This is a genomic window from Streptococcus sp. DD10, from assembly GCF_001578805.1.
Taxonomy (GTDB): domain Bacteria; phylum Bacillota; class Bacilli; order Lactobacillales; family Streptococcaceae; genus Streptococcus.
In genome coordinates, this window is record NZ_KQ969165.1 from 23,375 (window position 1) to 43,328 (window position 19,954).

A 19,954-nucleotide genomic window follows, 5' to 3' on the forward strand; every position below is an offset into this window, starting at 1 on the left:
CCAGGTAAAAGAGTTACTGGTAAGAAGTAACCGGTTGTCTTGACTTCCTTTCCAGAAATCTTCTGTAATAGCAAATCAACTGATAGAATAGCAATATCTTCCAGTGGTTGCTTGATAGTAGTTAAATCTGGATAGTAGTTTTCAATGAAGTAGGTACCATCGTATCCGATTACCTTGAGATCTTGAGGTAATTGAAGATGCAACTCTTTTGCAACTTTCATAATCAAAATTGCCGTCAGGTCATCTGATGCAAAAATTGCATCGGGTTTTTGATTGGTCAGGATATTCTTAATTTCCATTTCTTTCCGAATAGGAGAAAAATCGCTGGATACATTAATAATAGGAGCGGTGGGAAGGATGGAAGCAAAACCAGCATGACGTAATCCAGTAGGTGAATTGGAATTGTCATTTCCAGTAATCATAACAATCTTTTTCGCTCCACTTTTTACTAAAGTCTCTGCTGCAAGAACTCCTCCTGCATAGTTATCAGAAGAAACAACAGGGATATCAGGTGAAAGATTCCGGTCGAAGGAAATAATAGGAGCGGTAACGCGATCGTAATCTTCGATATCAAGATTGTGACTACCAGAGATAATCCCATCGACTTGATTTGCTTCTAGCATCTCGATGTATTCCCGTTCTTTGTCAGAGTCATGTTCACTATTGCAGATAATAGTCTTATACCCGTGTTTAAAGAGTTCGTGTTCCAATTTATCAATTAGTTCGGCATAAAAAACATGACTAATTTTAGGGAAAATCAAGCCAATTAGTTTGGCAGACTTGCCTTGTAAACTGCGGGCTACATTATTGGGTTTGTAGCCCAGTTCTTTCATGGCAGATTTAACTTTATGAATCGTTTTTTCTGATAGATAGCCTTTTTGATTGATCACTCGTGAAACAGTTGTTGGACTGACTCCAGCCAGTTTTGCGACATCAGTTAGCTTTGCGACCATAATCCAATTCAAAGTATGTTCCAGTTGGAGTTCCTTCTTTAATCAAAATTCCATTTTGATTTGCGTGAGGAAAGACACGCCCAGAAAATACTTTTTCTCCTTTATTGATAAAGATTTCAAAGACAGAGTTATCGATGAAAATATTAGCACGAGTGTCCTTGTTGTCGATGTTACAGCTACGAATCGTACCAAATTTTTCAGCGTATTGTTCACCAGCCTGACTGCGGTCTACAATGATTTGTCCATTTTTGATATCAAATCGAAGAGACAGTCCATTTCCGTTTTCATCAGCTAAAAGGATTATCTCACTTTGACTGTCTTTAGCAAAGTCAAGTTCTAATTCATAAGTATTTTGAGTGTGAGTCTGATTGACAAAATCCTGTGCTTCTGCTCGGAGATCCTTCAAATCAGCAACTGGATACTGATAGAGTTTTCCATCTTGAATCGTCAATTCTTTGACGAGAGAGAAGGTTCCTTGATGCCCATAAGCATCTGATGGATAAGCAACATCAGGAAGTCCTAACCAACTAACAGCTAGAGCACGTCCGTCTGGAGCGTTAAAGGCTTGTGTAGCATAAGCTTCGAATCCGAAATCTAAGCTATGAAGCTCGGACACATCCACCATTTTTGCCTTTTCTGGATCAAATGATTGCCCAATCTTGTACATGTTTGGGTAGATGTTATCGTAGTTAAGAACATCTTTATCAAGTCCTTGTGGGCAATAAAGGAGAACCGGTTGTTCCCCGATAAAGACTAGGTTAGGACATTCCATCATATAAGCTGTACGATCATTTGCGAAGTCCAAATCACCGACTTCTACCCAATTGGTGTAGTCATTGTTCACAGCCTTATAGAGACGGACAAAGCCCTTTTTCTCTAAATCTTGTCCTCCGACGATAGCGTAATATTGCCCTTTATAGTTGAAAATCTGTGGGTCACGAAAATGATCGGTTGAGTCAGCAGGCTGGTCAATCAAGACTTGATCGATTTTTTCAATGTTTCCATCTTTAGAAACAAGGGCACCAATCTGATAGGGATGGCGAATCCAGTTTTCATCACGAACATTTCCTGTATAAAATAGGAATAATTTATCCCCAAACTGCATAGCAGAACCAGAGTAGGCACCATGACTATCGAGAGGTGTATCTGGTAGAACCTTGACACCAGTCTCAGTAAAGTGAACTAAATCCTCACTTTCTAACTGTACCCAAGATTTGAGACCGTGAGCAGCTCCAAAGGGAAAGTTTTGATAAAAGACAATCCACTTACCATCAAAGTAAGAAAAGCCATTTGGATCGTTTAATAACCCCATTTTAGGTTCTACGTGATAACTTACATGCCAAGGTGACTGAGCAATTTGCTCCTTGATGTGGTTGATTTCATCATTTGTCCAATCTTCATACCGTCTATAACGGCGTTCAGTTGTCCATTCCATATTGTATCCTCCAAAAGTATTGTCATTTTAATAGTAACCGTTTTCGATTGAAAAAGCAAGTTTTTTCTGTCAGAAATAGGAAAAAACTGCAAAACGTTTGACATGGATTTCGAATTTGTAAGGAAGAGAAAATTATGAAAAATAATGAAAAAATGAAAGTTTTTGAAAATAAAAAGATGAATAACCAAGATAATATAGCTCTTTCCCTGATTTAAAAGAGTTTTTCTTTCAAAAAACAGCAAAAGTCAATCATTGAAAATTAAGAAAATAAAAAATCAAATAAAAAATTCTGCAAAACGCTTGACATATTTTTAAAACATGATAAAATAATAGTTGTAGGGCGGTAAATCGCTTTCAAAAAACTTTTACAAAATTTTTATAAGGAGATTTTTGCAAATGTCATCTAATACAGAAATTGCAAAGAAGGTCATCGATGCCTTGGGTGGACGTGAGAATGTCAACAGTGTAGCCCACTGTGCGACTCGTCTACGTGTCATGGTCAAAGATGAAGGAAAAATCAATAAGGAAGCTGTTGAAAACTTGGAAAAAGTTCAAGGTGCTTTCTTTAACTCAGGTCAGTACCAAATCATCTTTGGTACAGGTACAGTAAACAAGATGTACGACGAAGTGGTCGCTCTTGGTTTGCCAACCTCAACCAAAGCTGAGATGAAAGCAGAAGCTGCAAAACAAGGAAACTGGTTCCAACGCGCTATCCGTACTTTCGGTGATGTTTTCGTTCCAATCATCCCAGTTATCGTAGCGACTGGTCTTTTCATGGGTCTTCGTGGTTTGCTTGGAGCACTCGGAGTTACTCTTCCTGATGATGTCAACGTTTACTCTCAAATCTTGACAGATACAGCCTTTATCATCTTGCCAGGTTTGGTTGTCTGGTCAACCTTCCGTGTATTTGGTGGAAACCCAGCGGTAGGTATCGTACTTGGTATGATGTTGGTTTCTGGTTCTCTTCCAAACGCTTGGGCGGTAGCTTCAGGTGGTGAAGTGACAGCTATGAACTTCTTTGGATTTATCCCAGTTGTTGGTTTGCAAGGTTCCGTTCTTCCAGCCTTCATTATCGGGGTTGTAGGAGCTAAGTTTGAGAAGGCTCTTCGCAAGGTCGTTCCAGATGTACTTGATCTCTTGGTAACACCATTTGTGACACTTCTTGTGATGTCTATCCTTGGTCTCTTTGTGATTGGTCCAGTTTTCCACGTGGTAGAAAACTACATCTTGGTGGGAACAAAAGCAATCCTTGGTTTGCCATTTGGACTTGGTGGTTTGGTTATTGGTGGAGTTCACCAGTTGATCGTCGTGTCAGGTGTTCACCATATCTTCAACTTGCTTGAAGTTCAATTACTTGCTGCTGACGGGGTGAACCCATTCAACGCTATTATCACTGCAGCGATGACAGCTCAAGGTGCTGCGACAGTTGCCGTTGGTGTGAAAACAAAAAATCCTAAATTGAAAACACTTGCCTTCCCAGCTGCTCTTTCTGCCTTCCTTGGTATTACTGAGCCAGCTATCTTCGGGGTTAACTTGCGTTTCCGTAAACCATTCTTCCTTTCATTGATTGCTGGTGCAATCGGTGGTGGATTGGCTTCTATCCTTGGACTTGCAGGTACAGGTAATGGTATCACTATCATCCCAGGTACAATGCTTTACCTTGGTAACGGTCAAATTGGTCAATACATCCTTATGGTAGTTGTATCATTTGCACTTGGATTTGCTCTTACTTACATGTTCGGTTATGAAGATGAAGAAACTCCAGCTGAAGCAGCTGAAACTGAGCGTCTTGTAGAGGAAGAAACAACTGGTAATGTCCCAGTAGCTCTTCAAGATGAAACCATCATCTCCCCTATCGTTGGTGAAGCAGTTGCGCTTGCTAATGTAAATGATCCAGTTTTCTCTAGCGGTGCGATGGGACAAGGGATTGCTGTAAAACCTAGCGAAGGTGTCGTTTACGCACCAGCTGATGCTGAGGTGACGATCGCTTTTGCAACAGGCCACGCTTACGGTTTGAAAACTGCAAACGGTGCTGAACTCCTTATCCACGTGGGTATCGATACAGTATCGATGAACGGTGAAGGATTTGATCAAAAAGTTTCTCAAGGTTCTAAAGTGAAAGCAGGCGATGTTCTTGGAACATTTGACTCTGCGAAAATCGCTGCTGCAGGTCTTGATGACACAACGATGGTTATCGTAACCAATACAGCAGACTATGCTTCTGTAACACCAGTTGCAACAGGTTCAGTTGCTAAGGGTGATGCTCTTATCGAAGTTAAAGCATAATAGCTAATTAAAAACAATAGTTCAAGAGGTTGAAACGGTCGTCTTCAACCTCTTAGTTTGTTACGTGCTTAGTGCACTACCGATTTGTTGCCTTTCTCTTGACTAATACTCTTTCTAAAATCTCTTCAAACCACGTCAGCTTCGCCTTACCGTACTCAAGTACAGCCTGCGGCTAGCTTCCTAGTTTGCTGATGATTTTCATTGAGTATAAGAAAGTTCTCAATGAAAGGTAGCAAGAAGAAAGTGCACTAGGTATTCTAGTTTTCTGTTTTCAGATGAAGGCTATTTTTTAAAAATAGAGTAGAAATATCTAAAGTCTGGTGTTTTTTGCAAGTCGGACTTGTGATATAATAGATGAAAAAAGTATAAAGAGGTTTAACATGACAAAATTATATGGTAGCTTAGAAGCCGGAGGGACAAAGTTTGTCTGTGCAGTTGGAGATGAGAACTTTAACGTGATTGAAAAGACACAGTTTCCAACCTCAACTCCGATCGAAACGATTGACAAAACAATTGAGTTCTTTTCTAAGTTTGAGAATCTAGCAGGACTTGCGATTGGATCTTTTGGACCAATCGATATCGACCAAAACTCTAAGACTTATGGTTTTATTACGACTACTCCTAAGCCACATTGGGCTAACGTGGACTTGGTTGGTGCCATTCGTCGTGCCTTGAATGTGCCAATCTACTTTACAACAGATGTGAACAGTTCTGCCTATGGTGAAGTTTTTGCTCGCAATAGCGCCGGTGGACGGGTAGAAAATTTGGTCTACTATACGATTGGAACAGGTATTGGAGCTGGTGTCATCCAACGTGGTGAGTTTATCGGTGGAAGTGGGCATCCTGAGATGGGGCACTACTATGTAGCGAAACACCCAATGGATACGGAAAAAGAGTTTAATGGTGTTTGTCCTTTTCATAATGGCTGTTTAGAAGGATTTGCAGCTGGTCCAAGTTTAGAGGCTCGTACGGGTGTTCGTGGAGAACATATCGAACTTAATAGCCCTGTTTGGGATATCCAAGCCTACTATATCGCTCAAGCTGCGGTTAATGCGACTGTGACCTTCCGCCCAGATGTAATTGTCTTTGGTGGTGGCGTGATGGCGCAACAACACATGTTGGATCGTGTGCGTGAGAAGTTTACCTCTCTCCTTAATGGCTATCTACCAGTTCCAGATGTGCGTGATTACATCGTTACTCCAGCCGTAGCGGGGAATGGTTCTGCTACACTTGGCAACTTTGTTTTGGCAAAGGAAGTCAGTGAACGATAAGGAAAAATAAGATACACTATCCTCCTGAGTCAATAACAGGAGGATTTTTATGTCTAAAAAAAGTATCAATATCGGCTACGCTCGCGTTTCCACCCATAAGCAAGATTTGGGGTTGGAAGTGCAGGTTGAAGCCCTAAAACATTGCGATCAACTCTTTATCGAGCGTGAATCGGGCTCGCAAAACAACCGCCCAGAACTGGAAAAAGCTCTCAATCTCGCTCGAGACCTTTCGAAAAAAGGCAGTCAGGTCACCTTTACCATCTATAAGTTAGACCGTCTGACCCGCTCTATGTTCAAACTACTGGAAATCATCGAACAGTTCAACGAACACACCATCCAACTGGTCAGCCTGCACGAAAAGCTGGAAACAGACTCGCTTATCGGTAGGTTGCTCTGTGTGATTTTAGGTTTTGTGGCGGAAAGTGAGCTGGAAAATCTGCGTTTTCGCACTCGTGAGGGGCTTCGAAAAGCCAAGGAAAAGGGCGTCAGGCTGGGTGCTAAGCAGATTTCGAAAGCCAAAGAGGAGCAGATTATTCGTCAGTATTTAGAGGGAAGTCTCAGCTTGCGGCAAATCGCTAAAACAGAACAAATCTCTACCTCGACTATCTATAAAGTGTTGGAACGCAATAAAGTTGCGAACAATCGTAAAAATTTACCGAAAAATGCTTGCGAAAATCTTACCAAAGTGATAAAATAAAGGCGTAAAATTTGTTTCGATTAAGGACCGTCAATCGATACACTGAAAACAACAAAAAATGCTAATCTAACATAGGCTTAAAACCTTGTTAAATTCGCATTTTCTGAATTATTCACATTGTTATTTTGAGCGTTTCGCCAAACGGTCGTTACTCGATACACCTAATCGCTTGAGCTATAAGAGATTAGAGGAGACTAGAAAACAAAAAGGAAGACAAAGATGAAAAATCATACGCTTTTGAAATTAGGAGTGATGACCTTTGCCGTGGCAACCTTGGGAGTGGCAGAGGTAGCACACGCAGAAGAAGTAACTCCTACTCCGTTAGCAACTGCTACTACGGAAGCACCAGCTGAAGCAACTGCACCCGTAGCAAACACAGCAGAATCTACTGCTACAAATGGAGCTACAGTGGAAACTCCAGCAGCGAACGCTAATGAAGAAACCGCAGTTGAAACTCCTGCAGCCAGCAATGAAGCTACTACAGAAGCAACCGTAAGTGAAAAACCTGCTGAAACACCAAAAGCCGAAACTCCTGCAAATGGTGAAGCCTTCAACGGTGAAACAACTGAGCCGTTTATTAACCCGGTCGGCGGTTATGATTTCGGTGATCCAAGTGAAAAGGCTGAAGGTTACACACCAATTCGGATAACAATCACTACTGACTATGCCGACGGATTAAACGATGTTAAAACCAGAAACTACTATATGCTGATCGGTGAAAAAGGCGACTTTAAAGGTAAAGGATATGTATATTTCAAAAGATTTTTTGAACCCGGCAAGGGTGGTTCTGCCGGGGTTCTTGTAAAATTTATTGAAGGTTATGATGCGGGACAATATACGGAACAATTTGCGGGACATTATTCTGAATTCCTAACTAACCCAACAAAACCACTTATTAAACTAACTTACGATTTAGTAAAATCAGGTCAGACTGTTTTTTACCTTCGTTTTTCCAATGCTGCAGGGTACTCATTCAAGAGCGAAGATGGGGCTATATCAGTAAAAACCTCAACCGCTTCCGATACGGAAGCTATTAGTAAGATTGAGGCTAAGGTGGTTACGGATGAATCCGTACTCAGTAAGCTCCCAACTTCATTTCCTGCAAAAGATGTTCTCTTGTATGATATTAAGCTAAAAAGTTGGGGGGACTTACTACCTCGAGCTAAAGATATTGAAAAAGGAATCATCGCCGGTGAAGCAACTGTCACTGCAAAAGTAGACCCAACCCGCAAGGTTGAAAAAGTCTTCTACTTCTTGCCAGAAACAGGTGCAATCGAAGAATTGCCATTCACTCTTAATGATGGAAGTGTAACTTTCAAGGTATCACACTTCTCAAACTACGGAGTTCTCTATGCTGATGATAGCGTGAAGCCAGCGCCAACACCAGATAATGGAGGCAAGGACAACGTTCAGCCAACACCTGAACCAGCTCCAACGCCTACACCAGACAATGGAGGCAAGGACAACGTTCAGCCAACACCTGAACCAATTCCAACGCCTACACCAGATAACGGCGGTAATCAAACTAAACCAACAGACAACACAGCTAAACCTGTAAAACCTGTTGACGACAGCAAACCAGCTGACAAACCTGCGAAAAAAGATTCGAAAGATTCAACCGAACCTGCGAAATCCGACAAAGCAGAAAAACCAGCTACGAAAAATGCTGAACCCGCAAAAACTGAAGCTGCAAAATCTGCAGACCAAGCCAAACCAGCCGACAAGGAAAAAACTAGCCTGCCAAACACAGGGGAAAGCAGTTCTTACCTTGCTGGTATGGGGCTTCTCCTAGCCAGTCTCGGGCTAGCAGGATGGTTCTATAAGGGGCGTCACGAACGCTAAAACATTAAAAAAGGTTGGAACTTTCCAGCCTTTTTCTTTTATGGTAAAATAGAGTAAAAGCCTTGGAAGGAGTGGGAAATGCAAAGAGAGATTGTGCGTGATCCCTTGTTTTTGTCACAGAAGTCAGCGCTAGCGACACCAGATGACCTCTACCTAGCTCAAGATTTGCAGGATACTCTACATGCTCATCAGGATGCTTGTGTGGGCATGGCTGCGAACATGATTGGCGTCCAAAAACGGGCGATTATCTTCAACTATGGCTTGGTGCCTGTTGTTATGTTCAATCCTGTCTTGCTTGCAAAGAACAAACCCTACGATACGGAGGAGGGCTGTTTGTCTTTGGCTGGCAGTCGTGCGACTCGTCGTTACGAGGAGATCACGGTTGCTTACTGGGATAAGGATTGGCAGAAAAAGACAATTTCGTTAAGTGGTTTTCCAGCTCAGATTTGCCAGCATGAGTTGGACCATCTAGAAGGGATTTTAATCTAAACCGAGGGGACAGGGAATACAATGTAAGCAAAATCCTTGCATGATGTAATGATTGGTGATACAATCAATGTATAAAAAATGGTAACTGCATAAGCAGTTGAGAAAGTGTGATTTTATGTTGCTTATTACATATTTGGATGCAGCTAAGATTGAGAGACATCTTGAGTTTGCTAGTTATAGCGAATTTGAACTATCACAACAGAGTTGTTTGATTGACCCAGCCCCTCATTATCGGGTGACCAAGGTCACTTATAATGGGCATGATTTAGGCTATCAAGGTCCCTACAACGATTTGTTCTTTTACTTGTTAAAACAAGATTTAACACAATATAACTAAAGGAGAAAGAAAATGGCAAAAGCGATTACAGATGCAACATTTGAAGCAGAGACAAAAGAAGGATTAGTTTTAATAGACTTTTGGGCAACCTGGTGTGGTCCATGTCGGATGCAAGCACCAATTTTGGATAAACTATCAGAAGAGTTGTCAGAAGATGAGTTGAAAATCGTGAAGATGGATGTGGATGAAAATCCAAATACAGCTCGTCAATTTGGAATTATGTCAATCCCAACCTTGTTGTTTAAAAAAGATGGACAAGTAGTCAAGCAAGTGGCAGGTGTTCATACTGCAGAGCAAATTAAGGCTATTGTGGCTGAGTTGAGTTAAAAAGAAAATGGCTAAAGAAGGATGATCCTTCTTTAGCCATTTTGTTATTCCTTGTTTGAATGATGTTTTCCAGCTCTAATTGCATCAGCTTCACTCATTGTGATAACTTTGTCCTTACGAGTATTTGATGGCATATTATCAATATTGTACCAATAGGCAGATGATTTTCCATATTGAGCAACATAGACGGTACGTTGTTCCTGGGCGTCATCTTGTTGTTGAGCAGCTTCTGCGGCTTGTTGAGCTCTGACATTGATTGCATTCTGCACAAGCTCAATACGATGAACGAAGTTAGCTTTAGCGGTAGGATCAGAAACTTGTTCCACAGCAGCTTGTGCAGGAGCAACGTTTTCAGTTACTTGGTTCGTTTCTAATGTTTGAACGGATTTCTCAGCTTCTTCAATTTTTTTGCTTCCTCAGCTTTTTTTGCTTCCTCAGCTTCTTCGACTTTTTTTGCTTCCTCAGCTTTTTTCGCTTTTTCAGCCTCTTCGATTTTTTTTGCTTCCTCAGCTTTTTTCGCTTTTTCAGCCTCTTCAGTTTTTTTCTCTTCTTTAACTTTTTCTTTGCTTACATCTTCATTGTTTTTGTTATTTGTATTCTGTACAAGACTGACTTGCGATTCTGTTTTATCCTTGGAAACCTCTGTCTCCATTGAACACGCTCCTACTAATAATATAGTAGCAATTATAAAAAATAATCCTTTTTTCATATTAATACTCCTTTTTGATATTTACCCAAGGACATCATATCACAAAATGAAATCGTTTTCAATTACTACATAGTGGTTTTTTAACAATAAAAAATCAGACTTAGATTAAACTAAGTCTGAAAATTGTTCTTATTCCCCTAATTCTGCACTGTAAGAAATGATTTGATCGACAGTATCTGATAGGAACTGGATAGTGTCGCGTAGTGGTTTTTCTGTAGAGATATCTGCTCCGATAATCATAGCAGACTCTAATGGTGTCTTGCTTCCACCTGATTTGAGAAGGTTTAGCCAGTCTTTGGCGCCGTTTTCGGAGTTCTTCAGATGAAGGTAACCTGCGGTTGAAATAACGAGACCAGCTGAGTAGGTGTAGCTGTAAAGCCCCATGTAATAATGACTTTGACGCATCCAGGTGAGGGCTGCATCGTCATCGATTTCAACGGCGTCTCCCCAGAATTCGGTCAAGACTTCCTTCATGATGCTATTGAGCTTGCTAGCTCCAAAGGTCCCACCTTCTTCGATCAAGGTATAGACCTTGCGTTGGAAGGCAGCTTCTAAGAGGTGGGTGATGAAATTGTGGAAGTAGGTGTCTGTCAAACGGTGAGCTAGGGCAAAGCGTTTTTGACGAGGATCGTCAAATTGACGTTCCAAATAATCGCTTAGAAGCAACTCATTGAATGTTGATGGTGCTTCGACGTAGTAGGTTGACATGTGAGCGTTGAAGTAGCTTTGGTTGTTATCTGAGAAGATAAACTGGCCAGAGTGTCCAATCTCGTGGATCAGGGTGTAGACATCACTCATCCGACCTGTCCAGCTCATAAGAACATAAGGATGGACACGGTAGGGGTCAGCTGCATAACCACCGGAATCCTTGCCTTCATTGGCTGCAAAATCGACCCAGCGTTCGGTTTGGTAGCGGGCGATTTCACGTGTGTATTCTTCACCGAGTGGTTGGACGGATTTCATGACCAAATCATAGGCATCATCAATGGTCACATCAGGGTTGAGCGCGCTGTCCAAGTCCAACTTCCAATCAGCAAAGGTCATTTTTTCAAGACCGTTGACCTTGGCTACGTGTTTGAGGAATTTTTGAGCGACTGGAGCGAAGTCCTTCATGATCAGGTCAATCTGACGGTCAAACATAGAGCGATCCACTTCTTGTTCTGCTAAGAGATAATCAAAGACAGAGTCGTATCCGCGCATATCTGCAATCAGTTTTTCAGATTTGACTTGTGCAAGATAAGCGGCTGCAGCTGTATTTTGGTGCTTTCGCAATCCCTCTGAGAAGGAACGAAAGGCTTTTTCACGGACTTCTGCATTCTCATGGTTTTGGTAGAAGTTTTCATAGGTAACAAAGCTATTCTTGTAAACTTTTCCATCCACTTCAAAATCAGCCATTTCAAAGTCACCTGCCCGCATCTTGGTATAGATATCTTGGGGGCCGTAGAAGACTTCACTCAGGTTGGTCAAGGTCTTTTCCACATCAGCTCCCAAGTAGTGAGCTTTTTTGATCTTGGTTTCACGGATAATGGACGTAAACTCAGGATAGTTCTCTAACTGGTGGAGGTTATCGTCAGTTGTTTCTATGAGGGCGTTGTGGAAAAAGGTTAACTGGACATTGGCCCAAGTGTCAAATTCCATCCCGGCTTGTGCGATTTGGGCGAAGTGTTCGTCGCCATAATCAGTCGTTTGTGGCATAAAACTATAGTTACCGATATGACTAAGCTGGATATAGATTTGTTCTAGTTCAGTTAAGGCTTGTACAAAATCATCGACGGTAGTTAGCTGTCCCTTATAATCCAAGACAAACTGTTGGACGTCCTCACGAGCTTTTTCAATAGCACGAAGGAAATCTTCCTGGTCTTGATAGAGGGCAGTTAGATCCCATAGCTCATTTTCAGGGAATTCTGAGCGTTTTTTTAATTCCATAAAAAACTCCTTTTCTTTTTTGAAAATATTCTCTGCTAAAGTTGGCTTTTAACTTACGAATTGCATCAAATAGTCAACGAAAAAACAGAATCTACTAACAGTATAGCAAAAAAAGTCTATGAAAGTTGATTTTAGCAAAGAAAATGCTGGAAAAAGATGATCGTCCAATCGCTTTTTCTCATTAATTATGGTAAAATAAGGCTTATACGTGCTTGGATACAAAGATGAGGATATAAAAATATGATACAAAAACCGTAAAGTGTGGTGCAAAGTAGGAAAATGCTGAAGAAATCTTTATTTCAAAGGGATTTTATCATTTTTACTTTGCTTTTGCGGCCTTGGTATCTTGATAGTTGAACACGGGCTAAATCCCTAGTGAAAAAGATAGATTTCCTGGTGTGCGTGGCACACTGCGTCAATCTATGCTATCATGCGTAATTGAACCCGGCCGAAAAGCTGTGTAAAAAAGATAAACTGTCTTGTCTTCATCGAAGACTTCGCCAGTTTCCTATTTTTACTTTGCTTTTTGTGGCCTTAGTATCTTGATAGTTGAACACGGGCTAAATCCCTAGTGAAAAAGATAGATTTCCTGGTGTGCGTGGCACACTGCGTCAATCTCCTATTTTCATACGGGATTCTTCACGCCCTTTGTATCCTGATGAACTGAATTTTGGCCTCATTTCTTAGGAAAAAAGATAAGCTTCCTAGCACTCATCGAGTGCGGCGTCACCTTCCTATTTTTCTACAGAAATGTTCGGCAAGCCGAATCGTCCAAAGTATCTTGATCTTTGTAGGCAAGGCGTATGAAATTAATTTTTAATCCAAAGGGGATTACAATGACAAAACAAGTATTTCAAACGACTTTTGCAGGTCGTGAGTTGGTTGTAGAGACAGGTCAGGTGGCTAAGCAAGCCAATGGCTCTGTGGTTGTTCGTTATGGGGAGTCAACTGTCTTGACGGCAGCCGTGATGTCGAAAAAAATGGCAACGGGAGATTTCTTCCCTCTTCAAGTCAACTACGAAGAAAAAATGTATGCGGCTGGGAAATTTCCTGGTGGATTCAACAAACGGGAAGGGCGTCCTTCAACAGATGCAACCTTGACTGCGCGTTTGATTGACCGTCCCATCCGTCCTATGTTTGCGGAAGGTTTCCGCAACGAAGTGCAAGTGATTAATACGGTTCTTTCTTATGATGAAAATGCCTCTGCACCAATGGCAGCTATGTTTGGATCATCTTTGGCGCTTTCTATCTCAGACATTCCATTTGACGGACCAATCGCTGGGGTACAAGTGGGTTATGTAGATGGCCAAATTATCATCAACCCAAGTCAAGAACAGGCAGAACGTTCGCTTCTTGAATTGACAGTAGCTGGTACCAAACATGCTATCAACATGGTTGAGTCTGGTGCTAAAGAATTGTCAGAAGAAATCATGTTGGAAGCTCTTCTTAAAGGACATGAAGCCGTTAAAGAATTGATTGCCTTCCAAGAAGAAATCGTAGCAAGCGTTGGGAAAGAAAAAGCAGAAGTAGAATTACTTCATGTAGATGCGGACTTGCAGGCTGAAATCATCGCAGCCTACAACAGTGACCTTCAAAAAGCGGTTCAGGTAGAAGAAAAATTGGCGCGTGAAGCTGCAACTCAAGCAGTCAAAGACCAAGTGACTGCTGTTTACGAAGAAAAATATGCCGACCACGAAGAGTTCGATCGCATCCTGCGGGACGTGGCTGAAATCTTGGAACAAATGGAGCACGCAGAAGTGCGCCGTTTGATCACAGAAGACAAGGTGCGTCCAGACGGTCGTAAGGTTGATGAAATTCGTCCGCTTGATGCAGCAGTTGATTACCTTCCTCGTGTGCATGGATCCGGTCTCTTTACGCGTGGGCAAACGCAAGCCCTTTCAGTTTTGACTTTGGCTCCGATGGGAGAAACGCAAATCATCGATGGTCTCGATCCGGAGTACAAGAAACGCTTTATGCACCACTATAACTTCCCGCAATACTCTGTAGGGGAAACGGGTCGTTACGGTGCGCCTGGCCGTCGTGAGATTGGTCATGGTGCTCTTGGGGAGCGTGCTCTGGCACAAGTCTTGCCAAGCTTGGAAGAATTCCCATATGCCATTCGTCTAGTCGCAGAAGTCTTGGAATCCAACGGTTCTTCATCCCAAGCCTCTATCTGTGCGGGAACACTTGCCCTTATGGCGGGTGGTGTGCCGATCAAGGCACCAGTAGCTGGTATTGCCATGGGACTCATCTCTGATGGAAACAACTACACTGTCTTGACTGATATTCAAGGTCTAGAAGACCACTTTGGAGATATGGACTTTAAGGTAGCAGGAACTCGCGACGGAATTACTGCCCTTCAAATGGACATTAAGATCCAAGGGATCACGGCTGAAATCTTGACAGAAGCGCTTGCCCAAGCCAAGAAAGCCCGCTTTGAAATCCTTGATGTGATCGAAGCAACCATTCCAGAAGTTCGTCCAGAATTGGCACCAACTGCTCCGAAAATTGATACCATCAAGATTGATGTGGACAAGATTAAGATTGTCATCGGTAAGGGCGGAGAAACCATCGATAAGATTATCGCTGAAACTGGCGTGAAGATTGATATCGACGAAGAAGGGAATGTGTCTATCTACTCTAGCGACCAAGATGCCATTAACCGTACTAAAGAAATCATTGCTGGTTTGGTTCGGGAAGCCAAGGTGGATGAAGTCTACCGTGCTAAAGTCGTTCGGATCGAGAAATTCGGTGCCTTTGTCAATCTCTTTGATAAGACAGATGCTCTTGTTCATATTTCTGAAATGGCTTGGACCCGTACCAACCGTGTCGAAGATTTAGTAGCCATCGGTGACGAAGTTGATGTGAAGGTTATCAAGATTGACGAGAAAGGTCGTGTAGATGCCTCTATGAAGGCACTCTTGCCACGTCCGCCAAAACCAGATCAGGACGAAAAGGGTGACAAATCTGACAAACCACACCGTCCTCGTCATCACAAGGATCACAAACCTAAGAAAGAATTTACCATTACCCAAAAAGATTCAGAATAAAAGGAGAAGCGTATGGGATGGTGGCGTGAAACCATTGAAATTGTAAAAGAAAATGACCCAGCGGCCCGTACTTCTCTAGAGGTGCTCCTGACCTATCCGGGTGTAAAGGCACTGGCAGCCCATCGTTTGTCTCATTTGATGTGGACGCATGGTTTTAAGTTATTAGCACGAATGCACAGCCAGTTTTGGCGTTTTTGGACCCAGATTGAGATTCATCCGGGGGCTCAGATTGAGCCAGGTGTCTTTATCGACCATGGTTCAGGTCTAGTGATCGGGGAGACGGCGATTGTCGAAAAAGGCGTTCTCCTCTATCATGGAGTAACACTTGGTGGGACAGGGAAAGATGTTGGCAAACGCCATCCGACCGTTCGTAAAGGTGCCTTGATCTCAGCCCATGCTCAGGTCATTGGCCCGATTGAGATTGGAGAAAAAGCCAAGGTAGGAGCAGGAGCTGTTGTTGTTGCGGATGTTCCGGCAGATGTGACGGTGGTCGGCATTCCAGCTAAGATTGTGCGGGTGCATGGAGAGAAAGATGAGCCAACCATTCATGAAGTGGAAGGCAAGCGAGAATATTACCTGGACAAGCTAGAGCATGCTAAAGAACAGAGCCATCATTCGTCAGGGCTCTAGGAGGAAGTGCTATGATTGGCGTGAGACGGAAACTGGAAACAGAAGAGGCAGCAGCAGCCAAAAAGCTGATTGCACGCTGTCAAGACCTTGATGGAACCTATCGGGAGCCATATCTATCCAATAGACTCAATTTTGACCCAAACATGCCCGCTTTTTTCCTTTATTATGAAAAAGGCAAACTTGTTGGTCTCTTAACTGTCTATGCTGATGACCAAGACGTGGAAGTGACCATTTTGGTTGATCCTGATTATCGTCGTCGGGGAATTGCGCGTGCCTTATGGTCTCGTTTTGAGAAGGAAACGGCGTCTTTTCCTATTCAGTCAGTGACTTTTCAGACAGAACGAATTTTTCTAGAGCGTCATCCTGATTTTGCTAGAAATTGGGGCTTAGTTGAGGAAGCAGAGACGGAAACCTGGTTAGGACGTGATCGGACTCCTTATTTACTGAATGCTAGACCAGAAGTGGAAGTGCTCTTGGCAAATTCGGCTCATCAGGAGGCGATTGCGCAACTGCACCACCAAGCTTTTTCAGAGGAAGAGGAAAATCTAGCGGTCAGTCGCAGATACATTTCAGAAGCCTTAACGGATTCCAAGAGTCTGCTCTATGTCTTACTCAAAGATAAGCTGGTTATTGGGACTTGCACGGTAGATTTATCGACTAATACGAATTACTTCTACGGTTTAGCAATATCGGAACCTGAACGTGGAAAAGGCTATGGAAGCTACTTAGCAAAATCTCTTGTCAACCAACTGATTGAGCAAAATGATAAGGAATTTCAGATTGCAGTAGAAGACAGCAATGTAGGTGCCAAGCGCTTGTATGAAAAAATTGGATTTGTCAAACAGACCCAGGTGGTTTATCTGAATGAGAAAGGGTAGAAAATGCTCTTAGAAGAATTCGAAAATGTACCTGCTGTTATCGAACCAACTGATCGAAGTATTCGTGGTGGTGGAGAAATCTGTGACACGATTATTTTATCTTTTAATGGAGAAATCCTTGAACGAGTCAAGCAGTGTGAAGGTGTTTATGAAGCTGGCTATCTCACCAATCTAAATGGTAAATTTCCATGGTATATCTATGAAAAAGATGGGAGTAAGGTAGCAGTTGCTATAGCTACGATTGGAGCCCCGGTGGTTGTCGGACTCTTAGAAGAACTCAAAGCAAGAGGATTTAAGAACTTTATTGTTTTGGGTTCTTGCGGAGTTCTAGATCAGTCTATTCAGGCAGATAAGATTATCTTACCTAGTTCAGCTTTACGTGATGAAGGTACAAGTTACCACTATGCTCCTGCAAGTGATGAGATAGCTTATGACGAAACTTTGCTCTTGACCATGGAAGAAGCTTTGAACAAATCTGGTATTGAGCATATCCGCACCAAGGCTTGGACGACTGATGCCTTTTATCGTGAAACACCTGATAAGGTCAAGCGTCGCTTGGCTGCTGGAGCCCAAGTGGTGGACATGGAGGCTTCAGCTATCATGGCTTGGAGTCAATTTTGACAAGCAAAAGTCTATCAGTTCTTCTACACAGCTGACTATGTGGATCATCATAACCGAACCTGGGATGCCCGCCATGAAGAGCGGACAGCTGATGCCATGACTTTTTTCACTATCGCTTTGACAATAGCAAAGGAACTAGAAAGGTAACTACAAGAATGGCAGTATATTTTTACGGCTGTATCTCCATGGATGGCTACTTGGCAGACAGCCAGCACAGGATAGACTGGCTGCATCAGCTTGGTTCTGTAGAGGATACTGGCTATGATGACTTTTACAGGCAAATGGATATCACCATCATGGGCAAGCGGACCTTTGAGGAAATCCAAGATTTGCAAGATGTAGAAAGTTTTTATCAAGCTACGGAAAACTATGTCTTTACGCATGATAGGCACCTGCCTGTCAGCAATTACCAGCCAGTAGCTGGGGATGTGGTGGACTTTGTTCGCCAGATTGACAAAAGTAAAAATGTCTTTGTGATTGGTGGGAATTCCTTGGTAGGACCGCTCTTGGATGCGAATCTTTTCGACCACCTCATTATTCAGATAGCGCCCCTTATCCTAGGAAAGGGGGTTCCCCTCTTTACCCAAGAGGAAGGGCAGCGCTTTTACCAACTGGATAGCCTCAGACAATTTGGTCCTTTTGCAGAGCTGGTTTTCAGCCGAAAAATTCAGAAATAGAGAAGGGAGTGGACCGCATGATTAAAATCTATGATACCATGTCGCGTGATTTGCGAGAATTTGTCCCTATTGAGGACGGCAAAGTTAAAATGTATGTCTGTGGACCGACAGTCTACAATTATATCCATGTTGGAAATGCTCGTTCAACCGTAGCTTTTGACACGATTCGTCGCTATTTTGAGTATCGTGGCTACGAGGTTAACTACATTTCCAATTTTACAGATGTAGATGATAAGATTATCAATCGCGCTAAGGAAGAAGGCATCACTCCTCAGGAAGTGGCGGATAAGTACATCGTGGCCTTTCGTGAGGATGTGACGGCTCTCGGGGTTAAACCTGCGACCCGCCATCCACGAGTAGTGGAGTTTATGGATGACATCATCCGTTTTGTCGCTGACTTGATCGAAAAAGGCTATGCTTACGAGAGCCAGGGAGATGTCTATTTCCGTGTGGAAAAATCCCACAACTATGCTCAATTAGCTAACAAAACACTGGAAGACTTGGAGCTGGGTGCTTCAGGTCGTACCGATGAAGAAACAGCTCGCAAGGAAAATCCGGTAGACTTTGCCCTTTGGAAAGCTGTAAAACCAGGCGAGATTTCTTGGGACAGTCCTTGGGGACCTGGTCGTCCGGGTTGGCATATCGAATGTTCAGTCATGTCGACGGGGATTTTAGGCGATACCATTGATATTCATGGTGGTGGGGCCGACCTTGAGTTCCCCCACCACACCAATGAAATTGCCCAGTCAGAAGCCAAAACAGGCCAGACCTTTGCCAACTACTGGATGCACAATGGCTTTGTCAATATTGATAATGTCAAGATGTCCAAGTCATTGGGCAACTTTATCACGGTTCATGATGCTCTCAAAACCATTGATGGCCAAGTGCTTCGTTTCTTCTTTGCGACCCAGCACTACCGCAAGCCCATTAACTTCACAGAAAAAGGGGTCCAAGATGCAGAGACCAATCTCAAGTATTTGAAAAATACCTATGAGCAGCCTTTTACAGGAGAGGTAGATTCTGCAAGCTTGCAGGACTTTGTGGACAAGTTTAGGACTGCTATGGATGAGGATTTCAATACACCGAATGGGATTACGGTTGTTTTTGAGTTGGCCAAATGGATCAATTCTGGCAATTATGATGCACGTGTCAAAAAAGTCCTTGCTGCCATGTTAGAAGTCTTTGGGATCGTCTTTCTTGAGGAGGTTCTGGACGTCGAGATTGAAGCCTTGATTGCAGAACGCCAGGAAGCGCGTGCTGCCAAAGACTTTGCCCGTGCGGATGACATTCGTGATCAACTAGCCAGCCAAGGGATCAAACTCTTGGATACAAAAGACGGTGTGAGGTGGACGCGTGATTGATATCAATTTGATTAACGGGATTGCCTTGGCCTTTGAAGGGGATGCGGTTTATGCGATGTATATTCGCAGACATTTAATTTTTCAAGGAATGACCAAGCCCAATAAGCTTCATCAAACTGCAACTAAATATGTATCGGCAAGGGCACAGGCTGATTTAATTTCCTTGATGTTAGAAGAAAATATCTTGACAGAAAAAGAGTTAGAAATCTATAAACGTGGTCGCAATACCAATAGTCACACCAAGGCCAAGAATGCGGATATGGTAACCTATCGAATGTCAACAGGTTTCGAAGCTATCTTAGGTTATCTCCATATGACAGAAGAAATAGAACGCCTAGAAGAGCTGATCACTTGGTGTATCAATGCCGTGGAGGGGTAGAGTGAAAAAATTTTTCCAAAAATTGACTAGCCTGTTAGCAAAACTGAACAATTTAAATTTTCCAAAATAAGAAAACTGAGCAGCTC

18 protein-coding genes and 1 pseudogene are annotated in these 19,954 nt (G+C 42.7%); 14 read left to right on the forward strand and 5 right to left on the reverse strand.

Annotated elements, in window-relative coordinates:
• On the reverse strand, positions 1-953 hold a 953-nt coding region (locus STRDD10_RS08985; protein ID WP_067195359.1), incomplete at its 3' end, for a LacI family DNA-binding transcriptional regulator.
• Positions 934-2,388 carry a sucrose-6-phosphate hydrolase gene (locus tag STRDD10_RS08990; protein WP_067195268.1) on the reverse strand — a complete coding sequence of 485 codons (1,455 nt, stop codon included), beginning with the start codon at positions 2,386-2,388 and terminating at the stop codon, positions 934-936. The genes STRDD10_RS08990 and STRDD10_RS08985, both read right to left, overlap by 20 nt.
• 396 nt (positions 2,389-2,784) lie before the next feature.
• On the opposite strand from STRDD10_RS08990, the gene STRDD10_RS08995 reads away from it, so the two are divergent.
• The 7 genes from STRDD10_RS08995 to trxA all read left to right on the forward strand — a co-directional run bounded on the left by STRDD10_RS08995 (position 2,785) and on the right by trxA (position 9,637).
• Entirely contained in the window at positions 2,785-4,674 is a 1,890-nt protein-coding gene (locus tag STRDD10_RS08995; protein ID WP_067195271.1) for a sucrose-specific PTS transporter subunit IIBC, read from the forward strand.
• A gap of 380 nt (positions 4,675-5,054) precedes the next feature.
• Positions 5,055-5,945, forward strand: coding sequence for a fructokinase ScrK (scrK, locus tag STRDD10_RS09000; RefSeq protein ID WP_067195274.1), 891 nt, complete (start codon positions 5,055-5,057; stop codon positions 5,943-5,945).
• A 49-nt stretch (positions 5,946-5,994) separates the two neighbouring features.
• Positions 5,995-6,642: a recombinase family protein gene (locus STRDD10_RS09005; protein ID WP_067195276.1), complete on the forward strand. Its 648-nt coding sequence runs from the start codon at positions 5,995-5,997 to the stop codon at positions 6,640-6,642.
• A gap of 219 nt (positions 6,643-6,861) precedes the next feature.
• Positions 6,862-8,484, forward strand: coding sequence for an LPXTG cell wall anchor domain-containing protein (locus tag STRDD10_RS09010; protein ID WP_067195279.1), 1,623 nt, complete (start codon positions 6,862-6,864; stop codon positions 8,482-8,484).
• A gap of 78 nt (positions 8,485-8,562) precedes the next feature.
• Entirely contained in the window at positions 8,563-8,973 is a 411-nt protein-coding gene (locus STRDD10_RS09015; protein WP_067195282.1) for a peptide deformylase, read from the forward strand.
• Positions 8,974-9,088: 115 nt separating this feature from the next.
• A complete protein-coding gene (locus STRDD10_RS09020) occupies positions 9,089-9,310 on the forward strand; it encodes a DUF4649 family protein (RefSeq protein ID WP_067195285.1) in 222 nt (73 codons plus the stop codon).
• A gap of 12 nt (positions 9,311-9,322) precedes the next feature.
• Positions 9,323-9,637 (forward strand): thioredoxin, encoded by a 315-nt coding sequence (gene trxA, locus STRDD10_RS09025; protein WP_067195288.1) that lies wholly within the window; start codon positions 9,323-9,325, stop codon positions 9,635-9,637.
• A gap of 44 nt (positions 9,638-9,681) precedes the next feature.
• Here trxA and STRDD10_RS11210 read toward each other — a convergent pair whose 3' ends face one another.
• From STRDD10_RS11210 to pepF, 3 genes are all read right to left on the reverse strand, one after another.
• Entirely contained in the window at positions 9,682-9,963 is a 282-nt protein-coding gene (locus STRDD10_RS11210) for a hypothetical protein (RefSeq protein WP_067195291.1), read from the reverse strand.
• Between the two features lie 44 nt (positions 9,964-10,007).
• On the reverse strand, positions 10,008-10,346 hold the full coding sequence (locus tag STRDD10_RS11215) for a hypothetical protein (RefSeq protein ID WP_197458331.1): 339 nt from the start codon (positions 10,344-10,346) through the stop codon (positions 10,008-10,010).
• Between the two features lie 129 nt (positions 10,347-10,475).
• Positions 10,476-12,272: an oligoendopeptidase F gene (gene pepF / locus STRDD10_RS09040; protein WP_067195296.1), complete on the reverse strand. Its 1,797-nt coding sequence runs from the start codon at positions 12,270-12,272 to the stop codon at positions 10,476-10,478.
• Between the two features lie 836 nt (positions 12,273-13,108).
• Here pepF and pnp point away from each other — a divergent pair.
• The 7 genes and pseudogenes from pnp (at position 13,109) to STRDD10_RS09075 (ending at position 19,868) form a co-directional block, all read left to right on the forward strand.
• Positions 13,109-15,322, forward strand: coding sequence for a polyribonucleotide nucleotidyltransferase (pnp, locus tag STRDD10_RS09045; protein ID WP_067195298.1), 2,214 nt, complete (start codon positions 13,109-13,111; stop codon positions 15,320-15,322).
• Positions 15,323-15,334: 12 nt separating this feature from the next.
• Positions 15,335-15,952 carry a serine O-acetyltransferase gene (gene cysE, locus STRDD10_RS09050; protein WP_067195300.1) on the forward strand — a complete coding sequence of 206 codons (618 nt, stop codon included), beginning with the start codon at positions 15,335-15,337 and terminating at the stop codon, positions 15,950-15,952.
• Between the two features lie 11 nt (positions 15,953-15,963).
• Positions 15,964-16,830, forward strand: coding sequence for a GNAT family N-acetyltransferase (locus STRDD10_RS09055; RefSeq protein ID WP_067195303.1), 867 nt, complete (start codon positions 15,964-15,966; stop codon positions 16,828-16,830).
• Positions 16,831-16,833: 3 nt separating this feature from the next.
• Positions 16,834-17,598 (forward strand): annotated as a pseudogene (locus tag STRDD10_RS09060) (nucleoside phosphorylase).
• Positions 17,599-17,606: 8 nt separating this feature from the next.
• Positions 17,607-18,128, forward strand: a complete 522-nt coding sequence (locus tag STRDD10_RS09065) for a dihydrofolate reductase family protein (RefSeq protein ID WP_067195305.1) — start codon at positions 17,607-17,609, stop codon at positions 18,126-18,128.
• 17 nt (positions 18,129-18,145) lie between these two features.
• Positions 18,146-19,489: a cysteine--tRNA ligase gene (gene cysS / locus STRDD10_RS09070; protein ID WP_067195307.1), complete on the forward strand. Its 1,344-nt coding sequence runs from the start codon at positions 18,146-18,148 to the stop codon at positions 19,487-19,489.
• Positions 19,482-19,868 (forward strand): Mini-ribonuclease 3, encoded by a 387-nt coding sequence (locus STRDD10_RS09075; protein ID WP_067195310.1) that lies wholly within the window; start codon positions 19,482-19,484, stop codon positions 19,866-19,868. The genes cysS and STRDD10_RS09075 overlap by 8 nt, the downstream gene beginning before the upstream one ends.
• Positions 19,869-19,954 lie beyond the last annotated feature (86 nt).

Bases quoted from the DNA above. Each gene is read 5' to 3' on its own strand.
- STRDD10_RS08990 (WP_067195268.1), bottom strand. From the start codon at position 2,388: ATGGAATGGACAACTGAACGCCGTTATAGACGGTATGAAGATTGGACA.
- STRDD10_RS08995 (WP_067195271.1), top strand. From the start codon at position 2,785: ATGTCATCTAATACAGAAATTGCAAAGAAGGTCATCGATGCCTTGGGT.
- scrK (WP_067195274.1), top strand. From the start codon at position 5,055: ATGACAAAATTATATGGTAGCTTAGAAGCCGGAGGGACAAAGTTTGTC.
- STRDD10_RS09005 (WP_067195276.1), top strand. From the start codon at position 5,995: ATGTCTAAAAAAAGTATCAATATCGGCTACGCTCGCGTTTCCACCCAT.
- STRDD10_RS09010 (WP_067195279.1), top strand. From the start codon at position 6,862: ATGAAAAATCATACGCTTTTGAAATTAGGAGTGATGACCTTTGCCGTG.
- STRDD10_RS09015 (WP_067195282.1), top strand. From the start codon at position 8,563: ATGCAAAGAGAGATTGTGCGTGATCCCTTGTTTTTGTCACAGAAGTCA.
- STRDD10_RS09020 (WP_067195285.1), top strand. From the start codon at position 9,089: ATGTTGCTTATTACATATTTGGATGCAGCTAAGATTGAGAGACATCTT.
- trxA (WP_067195288.1), top strand. From the start codon at position 9,323: ATGGCAAAAGCGATTACAGATGCAACATTTGAAGCAGAGACAAAAGAA.
- STRDD10_RS11215 (WP_197458331.1), bottom strand. From the start codon at position 10,346: ATGAAAAAAGGATTATTTTTTATAATTGCTACTATATTATTAGTAGGA.
- pepF (WP_067195296.1), bottom strand. From the start codon at position 12,272: ATGGAATTAAAAAAACGCTCAGAATTCCCTGAAAATGAGCTATGGGAT.
- pnp (WP_067195298.1), top strand. From the start codon at position 13,109: ATGACAAAACAAGTATTTCAAACGACTTTTGCAGGTCGTGAGTTGGTT.
- cysE (WP_067195300.1), top strand. From the start codon at position 15,335: ATGGGATGGTGGCGTGAAACCATTGAAATTGTAAAAGAAAATGACCCA.
- STRDD10_RS09055 (WP_067195303.1), top strand. From the start codon at position 15,964: ATGATTGGCGTGAGACGGAAACTGGAAACAGAAGAGGCAGCAGCAGCC.
- STRDD10_RS09065 (WP_067195305.1), top strand. From the start codon at position 17,607: ATGGCAGTATATTTTTACGGCTGTATCTCCATGGATGGCTACTTGGCA.
- cysS (WP_067195307.1), top strand. From the start codon at position 18,146: ATGATTAAAATCTATGATACCATGTCGCGTGATTTGCGAGAATTTGTC.